Here is a 13,619-nt window from a genome sequence, read left to right on the forward strand (position 1 = left end):
TAAGCTCGGTCGCCGCATCCATGCGGCTCACGCCCCTGCGCAACCCACCCCGCCCGGCCACGGACAGTTTCCTGTGTGCCCATCACGGAAGGAAGAAGGAAGAGCAGGAGCGGGTCGCGCGCTGCGCGCGCTTTTGTAGAGCCGAGCCATGCTCGGCTGCTGTCGATCGCGAGGGCTGGATATCCGCGCCACGCGCGTCAGCCGAGCATCGGCTCTACAGCAGCTGGCGAAGCATCGCCTTCAGCCTGCGCCCTTCCAGCTGGAAGTAGTCGCGCTGCTCGCGCCACGCGGGGAAACGTTGTTCCACTTCGTGCCAGAACGCGGGCGAATGATTCGGCTGGATCAGGTGGCAGAGTTCGTGCACCAGCACATACTCGAATGCTTCAGGGCGCCCCAGCACCAGTGCCAGGTCCAGTGCCATGCTGCCATCCGGCGCCAGCGAGCCCCACTGCGAAGACATCACCTTCAGCCGCAGGCGGCTGGGTGCACGTGGCAGGGTGGGCAGGTACTTCGGCAGCCAGCGGCCGACATCGGCGCGGGTCTGTGCTTCGTAGAACTCGCGCAGCAGGCGACGCAGGGTGGCATCGCCGGCACGGGTCGGCCACTGCACGCAGGCGCCGTGTTCGTCGATCTCCAGCCGCGCATAGCGGCCTTCCTGCCAGCGCAGCGGCAACAGGTCGCCACGCAGTGGCAGCACGCCGTCCTCGCCCGGCTGCAACGGGGCGGGCAGGCCCTGGCTCTGGTACTGGCGCAGCTGCAGCGCCAACCAGTCGCGGTGCTGTTCCAGGAATCGCTCGCCCATCACCAGGCTGGCCCGCGGCGGCAGCGTCAACCGTGCGCCGCGCTCGTCCACGCTCAGCTTGATCCGGCGCGCGCGCGGATCGCGCACGCGCAGCACCTCGATCTCGGCATCCTCCAGGCGCAGGCGAACGGTGTCGCGCTGCACGGTAGCGGGCGGGGTCGGGCTGATCAGGCGGCGCAGCAGACGGCTCATGCGCCCAGCATAGCGCTGCTTCGGGCCGCCGGATGACCGGCGGCCCACAGGGTGCCTGTTCAGTCAGCCTTGCTGAGCTTGAACGCTTCTTCCAGCAACAGGAACAGGCGGCGGATCTCGGCGCTCTGCAGGGCGAAGCGGGCGTCGAACTCGGCGCGGCGGCCGTCTTCGTCGGCATGCTCCAGCTGGTCCAGTGCGCCGTCGAGGAACTTCAGCTTGCGCACGATCAGGTCGTCGCCGATCACGAAGGACAGGTTGTCCTCGAAGATCAGCGCCAGCTTGGTCACCTGCTTGCCGGCGTCCAGGTGCTTGTCGATCTCGTCGCAGCGCAGTTCCTGGTGCTGGCACTTGACCACGGCGCCGCCTTCCACCGGATCCTTCATCTCGCACTCTTCGCCCAGGCTCAGCCCGGTCGGCAGCGGCTCGCCGGCGATCCAGCCGGTCAGGATCGAACGCGGTGCGACTTCGGCGTTCAGCGGCATCGCCGGGAAGCTGCCGAGCAGGCCGCGGATGTCGGACATGAAGTACTCGCCGGTCTTGCGGCTGGAGGTATCCACCGCCACGTAGCCGTGCTGCAGGTCGATGAAGGCATCATTGCGCGAGGACTTCACGAAGGCGCGCGGCAGCAGTTCATGCAGCAGGTCGTCCTTCATCCGCTTGCGCTCGCGGCCACCCGGGCGGCGGCCTTCCTTCTCCTCGATCTCCTCCAGCTTGCGCTCGAGCAGGTCGTTGACCACCGCCGCCGGCAGGATCTTGTCCTCGCCGCCCACGGTCAGCCACAGGTGTTCGGCGATGCGGTGGGAGAGCAGTTCCTTCTCCTCGCGGCCGAACGGCGAGATGAAGCCGCGCGAATTCATTTCCAGCGCGCCGACCGGCTTCAGCAGGGCGTGCGGCAGCAGGGTGTCGACTTCGGAAAAATCGGTGGTGGTCGGGAAACGGAAGAACGTCAGGTTGCGAAAGAACATGGAATTCCGGATGGCGAAGAGGAAGGGCGCCCGACCTTAAACGGTGGGCGTCTCGGGATCTGCGTCGGCGTCGGCCGGGGAGCCGGCCAGCCAGGCATGGGCGTCGGGCAGCGGCGCGTCGTCGCGACGGCCCAGCGCCATGAAGTCGAACAGGGTGGTGTCGGCCAGCTGCGAGGGCCGGACTTCACCCATGGCGCGCGCGATCTGCTCGATGCGGCCCGGGTGGTCCTTTTCCCATTGCTTCAGCATCAGGCCGACCTGGCGGCGCTGCAGGTTCTCCTGGCTGCCGCACAGGTTGCAGGGAATGATCGGGAACCGGCGTGCCTGCGCGTACTCGACGATGTCACTCTCGCGCACGTAGGCCAGCGGCCGGATCACCACGTGCCTGCCGTCGTCGCTGCGCAGCTTCGGCGGCATGCCCGACAGCTTGGCGTGGTGGAACAGGTTCATGAAGAACGTGGCCACCATGTCGTCGCGGTGGTGGCCCAGCGCGATCTTGGTGAAGCCGTGGGTCTCGGCGTAGTTGTACAGCGCGCCACGACGCAGGCGCGAGCACAGCGAACACATGGTCTTGCCTTCCGGGATGACCCGGCTGACCACCGAATAGGTGTCCTGCTCGATGATGTGGTACGGCACGCCCAGGCCTGCCAGGTATTCCGGCAGCACGTGCTCGGGGAAGTCCGGCTGCTTCTGGTCCAGGTTCACCGCCACCAGCTCGAACGGCACTGGCGCCTTCTTCTGCAGCTGCAGCAGCACGTCCAGCAGGGTGTAGCTGTCCTTGCCGCCGGACAGGCACACCATGACCTTGTCGCCGGCCTCGATCATGCCGAAGTCGGCAATCGCCTCGCCGACCTGGCGGCGCAGGCGCTTGGCCAGCTTGTGCTGCTCGCGCTCGGCCACGCGCGGATCGCGGGCGGCGCGCGGTGGGGGATCGGGAAGGGAAATCACGGCACTCATGGGTTCCATTCTAACGGCTCGGAGCCGCCCCGGCCGGGGATCGGGATTCCCCTCTCCCGGCGGTCATCATCGCTGTGTATGCTCGGAGGCTGTGGACACCTACAGCCCCGCCGAGATCGTCGAGCGCCTCGTCGCCCTGCGCGCCGAGCACCGCCTGCTGGATGAACAGATCACCCGCATGGCCGCCAACGGCGAGGACGAGCTGGAGTCCAAGCGCCTGAAGCGGCGCAAGCTGCAGCTGAAGGACTGCATCGCCAGGCTGGAAAGCCTGCAGATTCCCGACGAGCCGGCCTGAGCGGTGGCCCATCCACGCATGGCGTGGACCTACTGCTTCGCCCCGGTAGATGCCAACCTTGGTTGGCATGCCGTTCGCCGGGCAGGACCCGGCGCTGCCTTCAATCCTGCGGCGCAGGCTCGTCCGGGCGGGCCGCTTCCGGGCTGACCCGTTCGATGGTGTGGCGCAGCTCACGGCCCAGGATGAACTTGGCATCCTTGGCCCAGGCATCCAGGCGCTCGTCGAACAGCAGCTTGCTGTTCTCGTCCGGCCACACCAGGCGCAGTTCGCGCAGCTTCTGGATGAAGCCACGGAACAGGGACTTGTCGAAGAACTCCGGCGCGGCCGGCGCATAGAGCAGGCTCAGCCGCTGCGCGGCCTGCTGGCACAGGCTTTCCAGCTCGGCAGCGCCGAGCACGCCCGGGCCGTTCTTCACCAGCACCGAGATGGCAATGTAATAGCGCTCGAACGCCTGCTGCAGCGAATGGCCGATCGCGCGCAGGCGGAACACCTCGTCGGTCTGCCCGGTATTGCGCGCCAGGATGCCGCCGTCGTCATCGTTGACGTTCTGCAGCAGGCCCTCGCGCACGAACACATCGATGGTCCGGTCGATTCGCTGGGCGAACTCGTCCTCGCTCCACGGCAGGAACAGCTCGGCCTGGAGGAACGGGTACACCGTACGGCCCAGCTGGACCAGGCCGGTGCGGCTCATGCGGCGGTTGTTCTGGAAGCAGCAGGCCACCCACGACGAGGCGGTGAACAGGTGCACCACGTTGTTGCGGAAGTAGCTCAGCAGCACTGCGGTGTCGCCACTGACGCTGAGCACATCGCCCAGCGGGTGCTTGATGCGGGTGAGGACGTTGATTTCCTCGGCGTGGGCGATGATCCGCTCCGGCGAGTGCGGCGTCACCGTCACCCGGTCCGAGTACGGCATCTCGACCAGCAGGGTCTTGCACAGTTCGATCTGCGCGATCAGGTCGGCCTCGCCCATCGCGTGCTTCGGCGTGGACAGCAGGGCCAGCGCCAGCAGGTTGATCGGGTTGACGTCGGCGGCGCCATTGATGCGCACCTGGATGCGTTCGGCCAGCGTGTCCACCGTGGTCGACAGCCAGGCCGGCTTTTCGTCCTCGGACACCGCCTCGCCCTTCCACTCCGGCGCCTTCTCGGCCAGCACGTCGTTCAGCGCGATCGGCTCGCCGAAGTTCACCACCACCTGGCCGTAGTTCTGCTTGAGCACCTTGGGGATGCCCCACAGCAGCGACCAGATCGATTCCTTCTCCTTCGGCCGGCCGGACAGTTCGTCCAGGTAGCTGCCGCCTTCCATCAGCTTCTCGTAGCCGATGTAGATGGGCTGGAACAGCACCGGCTTGCGCGGCTGGCGCAGGAACGCGCGCAGCGTCATCGAGATCATGCCGCCCTTGGGCTGCAGCAGCCGGCCGGTACGCGAGCGGCCGCCTTCGACGAAGTACTCCAGCGAGTAGCCGCCGGCCACCAGCTGCGCGACGTATTCGCTGAGCACCGCCGAGTACAGCGCGTTGCCACGGATCGAGCGGCGGATGAAGAATGCACCGCCCTTGCGCAGCAGGGTGCCGACCACCGGCAGGTTCAGGTTGATGCCGGCCACGATGTGCGGCGGCACGATGCCACGGTCGTACAGCAGGTAGGACAGCAGCAGGTAGTCCATGTGGCTGCGGTGGCTGGGCACGTAGACCACTTCGTGCCCCGGCGCGGCGGCCTTGAACTTGTCCAGGTGGTGCACCAGCACGCCCGCATAGATGCGGTTCCACACGTGGCTGAGCATGAAGCTGGCCGAGCGCACTACCGGGCTGGAATAGTCCGCAGCGATTTCCCAGGCGTAGGCGTGTGCCTTCTTCCAGGCATCGGCCGGCTTTGAGTTGTCGCGCTTGGCCTGTGCGGCGATCGCTTCGCGTACCGGCTCGGCGGCCAGCACCTGGTCCACCAGCAGGCGCCGGGTCGACAGGTCGGGGCCGATCACCGATTCACGGATGCGTCGGAAGTGCGTACGCAGCACGCGCTGCAGCTTGCGCACCGTGCGCTCCGGCTCCAGGCCTTCATCGACGGTGTTGCGCAGGGAGATCGGCGGGGCGAAGCGGACGATGGTGCTGCGGCCGTTGAGCAGCACCGCCAGCAGGCGACGGAAGCGGCCGACCAGTGCCCAGTTTTCCGAGAACAGCACCGCGAACCAACCGCTCTGCTTGTCCGGGGCGCGGCCGACGAAGATCGACACCGGCACCAGGTGCACGTCCAGGTCATCGCGAACGCGGTGCGCCTGCAGGACCTTGGCCAGCGAGTCGGAGTGGGTCTTGGCGCCGCGCTGCTCGGGAATCAGCGAGTTGCTGGAGCTGCGCCGCGACAGCGCCAGGTAGGCGCGCTTGCGGCCGGTCGGGTCACCGGCCAGCGGCACCAGCGGCGACGGCAGGCCGGCCTGGCGGCAGGCCTTGTCCAGGATCAGCGCGTTGGACAGGCCGTAGTCTTCCAGCACGTACATCACAGGGCGGCCATCGTTGTACTGGCCCGGGTCTTCCGGTTCGATCTTCAGCGACAGCCACGGCTCGACCAGGCGGCCGAGCAGGCGAGCCCACAGCGGGCGGCGGCCGGCCGGACGCGCGTGCGCGGGCGGCGGTACCGGGTTCGGGCCGGTACCGGTCGAGGGGGACGCCGGCACCGTATCGGCGGGCGTCGACTGGGATTCTTCGCCGGGGAACGGCAGCGGGTTCTGTTTCGACATCGGCGCCATTATGGCTTAGGCGGCGGCGTTGCCGCTTCCCCACCTTCGGCGGGGGCTTCAGCGGCTGCCGGCGACGCAGCCGCGCGGGCCGCGTCGGCCTTGCGCAGCAGCGCGTCGGTGTCGGCCAGGGTACGGGTCAGGTACCAGTGGCCCTCGCGCCGGCTCAGTGGCAGCTGCAGGCTCATCTCGCGGCCGGCCAGGTCGTAGTGCAGGCGTACCAGCGCATTGTCGCCTTCCACCGAGAGCAGCTCGCCCCGTACGCTGCGAAGCGCGTCATCCACGCCCAGCCCGTAGCTGCCAAGCACCGCCTTGAGGGTGTGGATGAACGGCGCCAGCTGCTGCAGGCTGCCCTCCATGCCAGCCGCCTGCAGGCCAGCCTCGTCATCGAAGCCGACCTTGCCGGCCGCGCCGACCAGCGCGGCGATGGTGCTGCGTGCACGGGCGCGGTCACTGATCGGCGCGCCCTGCGCCCAAACGGCAAGGGTTTCGACCAGGGCGATGTAATGGGCCTGCTGGCCGGGCGTGTAGCCCTTCTGATGGCGCAGGTACTGCACCCCGAAATTGCCCATCGACTGCGCGGCCTGGCGCACGGCGCTGGCCTGGCCGGCCAGCTGGCGGTCGAAGCTGCGCTGCAGTTCGGTGCTGGCATCGGGCTTGCGCAGCGCGGCCAGCATCGGCAGCAGCTGGTCCCCCAGCGGCAGCTCGGTCAGCGGCCACTGGCTATGTCCCTCCGCCCAGGCCTGCTGCAGCCGCTGATACTGGCCTGGCGGTACCGACAGCTTTGCGTAGCCGACCAGATCATCCTCGGCCAGGCGCAACGCCATCGCCTGCACCGCAGCCACCGGCTCGGCCGCCGGCCTGGCCGGATCGTTCACAGACTCGCGGCATGCCGCAACGGCCAGCAGCAGCATCGCCGCCAGCCCCCATCCACGCGCAGACCTTCCTCGCACCGCCACGCTCATGCACTCGGACTCCCCGGACCGGCCCGCATCTTGCGGCCTGCGACGTGACAGCGGCAAGCCGTGCGGTCACGTTTCCAACCAAGGGGGTCAGAGCCCTTCTGCCGGCAGGCAGAAGGGATCTGACCCCAGAACCACCAGCGGGATAAAAAAAGAGCCCGGATCACGGGGATCACAGGCTCTTCAAACCGGCACGGGGCCGGAGGACAGTGTTGTGGCACATGTCCGGTCCGAGGACCGGATGGCGGCGATCCTACGCTGCCCTTCAAGTTAAGGCAACACTTCACGTAATGCCATATATGTATTTGATTTTATTGAATCAATCGTGCTGCCAGACGGATTCAATGAAATCTACGGCGTGTTTTTCGGCGATTCGGGCATAAATCCCCGGATAGCCGGCCAGCGCGCAGCCCTCGCCCCAGCTGACGATGCCGAACTGGGTCCAGCCCTCACGCAGGCGCAGCAGCAGCGGCCCGCCGGAGTCCCCCTGGCAGCTGTCGATGCCCTCGCGGCCGGCGCAGATCACCTTGCCGCGCGACAGTTCCCCGCCGTAGGCCTGCTGGCATTCATCGAATGCCACGAACGGCACCTGCACGGTCTGCAGCTGGGTCGGGTAGACCCGGCCATCGCCGATGTCGGTGTCGCCCCAGCCGATCACGGTGAATTCGCGGCCCGGCTTGAGATAACTGGCGTCGGGCCGCAGCCGCAGCGCCACCGGCTGTGCACCGTCCAGGGGGGCGTTGAGCTGGATCAGGGCCACGTCGTGCTCCAGCGAGTTGCCGCTGTTGAATGCCGGATGGACGTGGATCGCCTTGACGTTGGAGGCGCGGGGCGAGGCTTCGGTGGACAGGGCCGCCGCGTTGCCGACGACGGCGATGCCGCCCGGCGCTTCCCCCTGCATGCAGTGCGCGGCGGTCAGCACCCACGAAGGCGAGATGAGGGTGCCCCCGCAGAAGTGGCGGTCATGATCCGAATCGCCGTCGAAGATGCCCTGGATGCTGACCATGAACGGGTACTCGCCAGCCGGCGCTGCTTCACCGCCGATGATGCGCGGTGCTTCGCGCACCTGTGGCGCAGCGAAGGCGGGTACGGCGGACGCGGCCAACAACAGGCCGATGAACAAAGAGGTGCTGCGATACATATCCCTGTACTCCTCTATCAATGGTTGGAACCGGCGCGGCCGCGGTCCGCGCCGGTGCATCGATTGGGAAGCAGGGATGAAGCCTGCAGCGCGAACGCGCGCACAGTTTCGGTGCAATGCGCTGCCTGCGACAGTCGCAGGCCAACAATTGCGAACGCCATCCCGCATGGATCGGAATGGCGTTCGTGGTGCCGGCGTGACCGGCGTCAGCGGTGGGCTCAGCGTGCAGCCAGAGCCGACGCGATTTCCTGCTGGATTGCCCGCGCAGCGGCCTGCGGATCAGCCGCCAGGCGGATCGGGCGTCCGACCACGATGGCGTCGGCGCCATCGGCGAAGGCCTGGGCCACGCCAACGGTGCGCTTCTGGTCATCGCCGACCGGACCACCGGGACGGATGCCCGGACAGACGATCGAGAACCCGCTACCGGTCGCGGCACGGATCGGTGCAGCCTCCTGGCCCGAGGCGATCACGCCATCGACGCCCGCTGCCTGGGCGGCCAACGCGCGTTCGACCACCACGTCCACCGGCTCGCGGTCGACGCCCATCTGCGCCAGATCGGCGCGCCCCATCGAGGTCAGCACGGTCACCGCCAGCAGCCGCATGTCGCTGCTGTTGGCGGCCGCGCAGGCCTCCATCATCGCCGGGTGCCAGCCATGGATGGTGGCGTAGCTGACCGGCCACTGCGACAGGCGCTTGATCACCGCTGCAGCGGTCGCCGGGATGTCGAAGAACTTCAGGTCGACGAACACGCGCTTGTCGCGGCGGGCCAGCTCATCCAGCACCTGGAAGTACTCGCCGGAGGCGAGCAGTTCCATGCCGATCTTGTAGAACGCCACGCTGTCACCAAGGCGATCGACCCAGTCCAGTGCCTGCACGCGATCAGGCACGTCCAGCGCGAAGATCAGGCGCTCATCGGCGCGCAACGGCAGCGGTGCGCGGCTCACGGGGCGTAGTCCAGGGCGGCGCGCTTGGCGTCGTGGCGGGCCTGGCGCGACTGGCTGTAGTCGTTGTTGAACTGCGCCGGCTCGAAGCCGCCGTAGGTCGGGTTCGGCAGCATCCACCAGCGCTCGCCGAACCAGTCGTGGTACTGCTGCAGCAGCGCGTCACGGCCGTCGTTGGTGTTGGCGGTCACTTCGACGAAGTCACCCAGCTGGTCGCCGAACTGCATCAGCACGCGGTACTTCTGCCCTGCCAGGCGGCGGCGGCAGTTCTTCTCGCTGCCGGCCTGCTCGCAGCCCGGCACCACCGTGCCCAGGCCAAGGAACACGCTGTCGTCGGCCACCGGCAGGCCCTGCTCGCGCAGGTTGGCCAGGGTCGCGTCCTTCAGGTGCACGGCGCGGTTGGAGATGTAGAGCAGGGTCACGCCCTTGGCATTGGCGGCCTTGGCGAAGTCGACCACGCCCGGGATCGCCTTGGCCTTCTTTTCGGCTACCCACTGGTCCCAGGTCAGTTCGTCGTATTCCTTGCCGTCGCGCACCAGGCGCGCCTGGTAGGGCGAGTTGTCCAGCACGGTCTCGTCCACGTCCAGCACCACGGCCGGCTTCAGGCCCTTGGCGTCGTTGCCGCGCTCTTCCGGCACCAGCGCATCCCAGTGGGCTTCCTTCAACGCCGCATCCAGGTGGTCGGCGGCGGCGCGGTAGGTCTGCTCGGTGATCGCCCTGTACTCCTGCGCGCGCTGCATCCACAGCACTGCGTTGAGGTTGTCGTTGGCGGTGGCATCGAGCGCGCCGTCGGCCTTGGCGGCGGCGGCGGGCGCCTGCGGGGCCGCGGCTTCGGCGGCGGGCGCCTCCACGCGCTTGCAGGCGGACAGGCCCAGCGCCGCAGTGGCGAGCAGGATCAGGGACAGGGAAACGGGACGACGCATGGATTCACCGGCAATCAGATATACCGGCGCATTTTACCGGCAAAGCCGGCCCCGGGACGGCTATGCTTGGCGGTTGACCCGTTGCCCTTCCGGAGGCCGCCATGACCGATTCCGCCCAGACCCCTGACGTCCCCCTGCTCGACGCCGTGCAGGCCCGCCTGCTGGGCTGCCTGGTGGAGAAGGAGGCGACCACCCCGGACACCTACCCGCTGACGGTCAACGCCGCCCAATCGGCGGCCAACCAGAAGACCGCGCGCGAGCCGGTGATGAACGTGGACGCTGGTAGCGTGCAGCACGCGCTGCGCCAGCTGGAGGCGTTGGGCCTGGCCCGCCAGCACTTCTCCTCGCGCGCCGATCGCTACGAACACCGCCTGCAGGCCGCGCTGGACCTGACCCGGCAGCAGACCGTGCTGCTGGCGCTGCTGCTGCTGCGCGGTCCACAGACGCTGGGCGAGCTGGTCACGCGCAGCGAGCGCCTGCACCGCTTCGCCGACACCGACGAAGCCCGCCATGCCATCGAGCGCCTGCAGCAGCGTGCCCTGCTGGTGGTGCTGCCGCGTGCCAGTGGCCAGCGCGAAGACCGCTACATGCACCTGCTGTGCGGTGAAGTGGATGGCGCGGCGCTGGCGGCGAAGTACGCCAGCAGCAGCGGCAGCAGCGATGCGGCCGACCCGGGCCTGGCCGAGCGCGTGGCCCAGCTGGAAGCGGCCGTGGCCGAGCTGCAGGCACAGCTGGCCGAACTGCGCGTCTGAAGCAATCTACTGGGGTCGGATCCCGCAAGGCGGGCTCTGACCCCAGTGCTATCCCGGGTTGCCGGCCAGCGGCCGGCACTACCGGATGTCCTGCCGATGCAGTGCAGACCAACTGTCGGCACCCATCATGATCAAACCTCGGCCGCGCCCGGCGTGGCATACAGCCGGCTCGGGCTGTCCACGCCCGGCAGCTGGATCACCCCGCGTTCCTGCATGCCCAGGCCCAGCAGGATCTTTCCGGACACCACGTTGTCCAGGTCGGTGATGCCATACAGATCGTGCAGGCCCAGCGCTCCGCGTGCATGCGCGAACACCGCCCGCGCCGCCTCGCCGGCATAGCCCTGCCCGGCAAATTCCGAAAGCACCGCATAGCCGATATCCGGCCCCGGCAGGCCATCACGCCGCACCAGCCCGGCGTTGCCCAGCCAGGCACCATCGGACAAGCGCTCGATGGCATACATGCCGAACCCGTTCAACGCATAGCTGTGCAGTACCCGCAGCGCGATGTACTCCCGCGCCTGCGCCTCACTGCGCACATCACGGTCGCCGATGAAGCGCAGGAAACCCGGATCGTTCAACAGCGCCAGCATCGGCTCCGCATCGCGATCAGGTTCGACCGCACGCAGGCGCAGGCGTTCACTCTCGATCGGTTGCACAGGTGGACCTCCAGCCGAAACCCCGATTCTGCCTCAACCCCGGCTGCTGCTTTTGATTTTCTTTTTCTTTTCCGTGGCTGGCGCGCACGGAAACTGTCAGAGGCCGGGTGGGTGGGCTGGGCGGGACCGTCTGCGGCATGGATGCCGCGGCCGAGCCCCCATGGATGGGTTTACGGCGTGTCCCGACCGGCCCACCCGCCCGGCCCCCACGAGTGCATTGCGAACGGCGCCAACCACGAGGGGCTGCGCCGTTCGCCGATCAGTCGAACAACGCCTCGATCGCCGCCAACCCGGCACTCGCCCGCTCCTTCTTCCGCGCCGCATCGGCCACCGGGTCCGCACCATCGCGCTGGATCTCCTCGGCCGGGATCTCATCGAAGAACCGGCTCGGCTTCAGCCGCACGTGCTCGCCAAACTTGCGCGTGAGCTTGCTGTAACTCATCCACAGCTGGATCTTGGCGCGGGTGATGCCCACGTACAGCAGGCGACGTTCTTCCTGCAGGTTGCCCTCGTCCAGGCTGACCTGGTGCGGCAGCACGCCGTCCTCGCAGCCGACGATGAACACGTACGGGAACTCCAGGCCCTTGGAGGCATGCATGGTCATCATGCGCACCTGGTTGCCGCCCTCATCCTTGTCGCTGCGCGACAGCAGCGCCAGCTGTCCGGCCAGGTCGGCCGCAGTGGCACCGCGCGGGCCGCCCTCGAACCACTGCGCCAGTTCCTCGATGTTGTTGGCACGGCGCTGGTAACTGACTTCTTCCTTGGCCTGCTGGCGAAGCTCGCTGAGCAGGCCGGACTCCTTGGCCACCTTGCGGATCATGTCGCCGGAACTGACCTGGCGCATCTGCGCACGCAGGTCGCGCAGGATGTCGGTGAAACGCGCCAGGCTGTTGGCCGCACGCGGCGGCAACTGCTGCAGGGCGCCGATCGCCTCGGCGGCCTGCGCCATCGGCATGTCTTTCTCCTGCGCCAGTTCGGCCAGCCTGGCCAGCGTGCCGGCACCGACATCGCGCTTGGGTGACTGCACCGCACGCATGAACGCGGTGTCGTCGTCCGGGTTCACCAGCAGGCGCAGCCACGCCAGCGTGTCCTTCACTTCCTGGCGCTCCAGGAACATGGTGCCGCCGGTCAGGTGATAGGGAATGCGCAGCAGCTGCAGCGCCTTTTCCAGCGGGCGCGACTGGAAGTTGCCGCGGAACAGGATGCAGAAGTCACTCCACGGCACGTTGCGCGATTGCGCCACGAAGGCGATCTCGGCGGCGACCTTCTCCGCTTCATGTTCGCTGTTGCGGCATTCCCAAACACGGATGCGTTCGCCGTCGGCCTGGTCGCTCCACAGCTTCTTCAGGTGCTCATGCGGGTTGTTGGCGATCAGCGCATTGGCCGCACGCAGCACGCGGTTGGAGCAGCGGTAATTCTGCTCCAGCTTGATGATTTCCAGCGCGGGGTAATCACGCCCCATCTGCTGCAGGTTTTCCGGGTTGGCGCCGCGCCAGGCGTAGATCGACTGGTCATCGTCGCCCACGCAGGTGAAATTGCCCTTCTCGCCGGCCAGCTGCTTGAGCAGGCGGTACTGTGCGTCGTTGGTGTCCTGGCATTCGTCCACCAGCAGGTAGCCGATGCGTTCGCGCCAGGCCAGCGCGATCTCCGGGTTCTCTTCCAGGATCTGCACCGGCAGGCGGATCAGGTCGTCGAAGTCGACCGCATTGAACGCGGTCAGCCGCAGCTGGTAGCGCTCGTAGACGCTGGCCGCTTCCTTCTCGCGGTTGCTGCGCGCGGCGGCCATCGCCTGTTCGGGCGACAGGCCAGCGTTCTTCGCGCGCGACACCAGGTTCTTCATGTCCTCGATGTCATCGGGCTTGGCGCCGTACATCAGGTCCTTGATCTGCGCGGCGGCATCATCGGCATCGAAGATCGAGAAACCGCGCTTCAGGCCCACGGCGGCATGTTCGATCTGCAGGAACTTCAGGCCCAGCGCATGGAAGGTACAGATGGTCACCTCGTCGGCGTCCTGCTCGCGCAGGCGCTTGGCCACACGCTCGCGCATTTCCTTGGCCGACTTGTTGGTGAAGGTGATCGCGGCGATGCGGCGGGCCGGGTAGCGGCCACAGCCGATCAGGTGGGCAATCTTCTCCACGATCACGCGCGTCTTGCCGCTGCCGGCGCCGGCGAGCACCAGCAACGGGCCTTCGACGTGCAGGACCGCGGCAGCTTGGGGAGGATTCAGACCGTGCATGGGGACAGGATTGTAGCGGGGTGCCGGCAGGCCCACCTGACTTGCATGGCGCCCGCCCGTAAGGTATTGAAT

Annotated in this window: 12 protein-coding genes; 2 read left to right on the top strand and 10 right to left on the bottom strand. The window is 67.7% G+C overall.

What is annotated here, in order from left to right; genetic code table 11:
- Positions 1-214 precede the first annotated feature (214 nt).
- The 3 genes from AC5P98_RS16005 to ttcA are packed head-to-tail and all read right to left on the bottom strand — an operon-like array spanning position 215 to position 2,916.
- A complete protein-coding gene (locus tag AC5P98_RS16005; RefSeq protein WP_032962385.1) occupies positions 215-994 on the bottom strand; it encodes a M48 family metallopeptidase in 780 nt (259 codons plus the stop codon).
- Between the two features lie 59 nt (positions 995-1,053).
- Positions 1,054-1,959 carry a recombination-associated protein RdgC gene (locus tag AC5P98_RS16010; protein WP_005411825.1) on the bottom strand — a complete coding sequence of 302 codons (906 nt, stop codon included), beginning with the start codon at positions 1,957-1,959 and terminating at the stop codon, positions 1,054-1,056.
- A gap of 36 nt (positions 1,960-1,995) precedes the next feature.
- A complete protein-coding gene (ttcA, locus tag AC5P98_RS16015; RefSeq protein ID WP_032962383.1) occupies positions 1,996-2,916 on the bottom strand; it encodes a tRNA 2-thiocytidine(32) synthetase TtcA in 921 nt (306 codons plus the stop codon).
- A gap of 91 nt (positions 2,917-3,007) precedes the next feature.
- On the opposite strand from ttcA, the gene AC5P98_RS16020 reads away from it, so the two are divergent.
- Positions 3,008-3,211, top strand: a complete 204-nt coding sequence (locus AC5P98_RS16020) for a YdcH family protein (protein WP_032962381.1) — start codon at positions 3,008-3,010, stop codon at positions 3,209-3,211.
- Positions 3,212-3,311: 100 nt separating this feature from the next.
- Here the strand turns inward: AC5P98_RS16020 and plsB are convergent, their stop codons facing one another.
- The 5 genes from plsB to AC5P98_RS16045 form a co-directional block, all read right to left on the bottom strand.
- A complete protein-coding gene (gene plsB, locus AC5P98_RS16025) occupies positions 3,312-5,948 on the bottom strand; it encodes a glycerol-3-phosphate 1-O-acyltransferase PlsB (RefSeq protein WP_032962379.1) in 2,637 nt (878 codons plus the stop codon).
- Positions 5,948-6,901 carry a hypothetical protein gene (locus tag AC5P98_RS16030; protein ID WP_014645453.1) on the bottom strand — a complete coding sequence of 318 codons (954 nt, stop codon included), beginning with the start codon at positions 6,899-6,901 and terminating at the stop codon, positions 5,948-5,950. Before AC5P98_RS16030 ends, plsB begins: the two co-directional genes overlap by 1 nt.
- Before the next feature lie 316 nt (positions 6,902-7,217).
- Positions 7,218-8,039, bottom strand: a complete 822-nt coding sequence (locus AC5P98_RS16035; RefSeq protein WP_032962376.1) for a S1 family peptidase — start codon at positions 8,037-8,039, stop codon at positions 7,218-7,220.
- A 218-nt stretch (positions 8,040-8,257) separates the two neighbouring features.
- Entirely contained in the window at positions 8,258-8,983 is a 726-nt protein-coding gene (gene pyrF, locus AC5P98_RS16040; protein WP_032962374.1) for an orotidine-5'-phosphate decarboxylase, read from the bottom strand.
- Positions 8,980-9,903, bottom strand: a complete 924-nt coding sequence (locus tag AC5P98_RS16045) for a 5'-nucleotidase, lipoprotein e(P4) family (RefSeq protein WP_049408507.1) — start codon at positions 9,901-9,903, stop codon at positions 8,980-8,982. The genes pyrF and AC5P98_RS16045 overlap by 4 nt, the downstream gene beginning before the upstream one ends.
- A 101-nt stretch (positions 9,904-10,004) precedes the next feature.
- On the opposite strand from AC5P98_RS16045, the gene AC5P98_RS16050 reads away from it, so the two are divergent.
- Complete coding sequence (locus tag AC5P98_RS16050) at positions 10,005-10,655, top strand: YceH family protein (RefSeq protein ID WP_046427683.1); 651 nt, start codon at positions 10,005-10,007, stop codon at positions 10,653-10,655.
- Between the two features lie 131 nt (positions 10,656-10,786).
- On the opposite strand, the gene AC5P98_RS16055 is transcribed toward AC5P98_RS16050, so the two are convergent.
- Complete coding sequence (locus AC5P98_RS16055; RefSeq protein ID WP_049408509.1) at positions 10,787-11,311, bottom strand: GNAT family N-acetyltransferase; 525 nt, start codon at positions 11,309-11,311, stop codon at positions 10,787-10,789.
- A 259-nt stretch (positions 11,312-11,570) separates the two neighbouring features.
- The gene (locus AC5P98_RS16060; protein ID WP_495230109.1) at positions 11,571-13,547 is read right to left on the bottom strand and encodes a UvrD-helicase domain-containing protein; all 1,977 of its coding nucleotides are present in this window, start codon (positions 13,545-13,547) and stop codon (positions 11,571-11,573) included.
- Positions 13,548-13,619: the final 72 nt, after the last annotated feature.

It is taken from the genome of Stenotrophomonas sp. YJH_SMC_135 (assembly GCF_059372355.1).

Excerpts from the sequence above, each read along its gene's own strand:
- AC5P98_RS16035 (WP_032962376.1), bottom strand. The coding sequence starts at position 8,039 with ATGTATCGCAGCACCTCTTTGTTCATCGGCCTGTTGTTGGCCGCGTCC.
- AC5P98_RS16005 (WP_032962385.1), bottom strand. The coding sequence starts at position 994 with ATGAGCCGTCTGCTGCGCCGCCTGATCAGCCCGACCCCGCCCGCTACC.
- AC5P98_RS16045 (WP_049408507.1), bottom strand. The coding sequence starts at position 9,903 with ATGCGTCGTCCCGTTTCCCTGTCCCTGATCCTGCTCGCCACTGCGGCG.
- ttcA (WP_032962383.1), bottom strand. The coding sequence starts at position 2,916 with ATGAGTGCCGTGATTTCCCTTCCCGATCCCCCACCGCGCGCCGCCCGC.
- AC5P98_RS16050 (WP_046427683.1), top strand. The coding sequence starts at position 10,005 with ATGACCGATTCCGCCCAGACCCCTGACGTCCCCCTGCTCGACGCCGTG.
- AC5P98_RS16030 (WP_014645453.1), bottom strand. The coding sequence starts at position 6,901 with ATGAGCGTGGCGGTGCGAGGAAGGTCTGCGCGTGGATGGGGGCTGGCG.
- AC5P98_RS16010 (WP_005411825.1), bottom strand. The coding sequence starts at position 1,959 with ATGTTCTTTCGCAACCTGACGTTCTTCCGTTTCCCGACCACCACCGAT.
- plsB (WP_032962379.1), bottom strand. The coding sequence starts at position 5,948 with ATGGCGCCGATGTCGAAACAGAACCCGCTGCCGTTCCCCGGCGAAGAA.
- AC5P98_RS16060 (WP_495230109.1), bottom strand. The coding sequence starts at position 13,547 with ATGCACGGTCTGAATCCTCCCCAAGCTGCCGCGGTCCTGCACGTCGAA.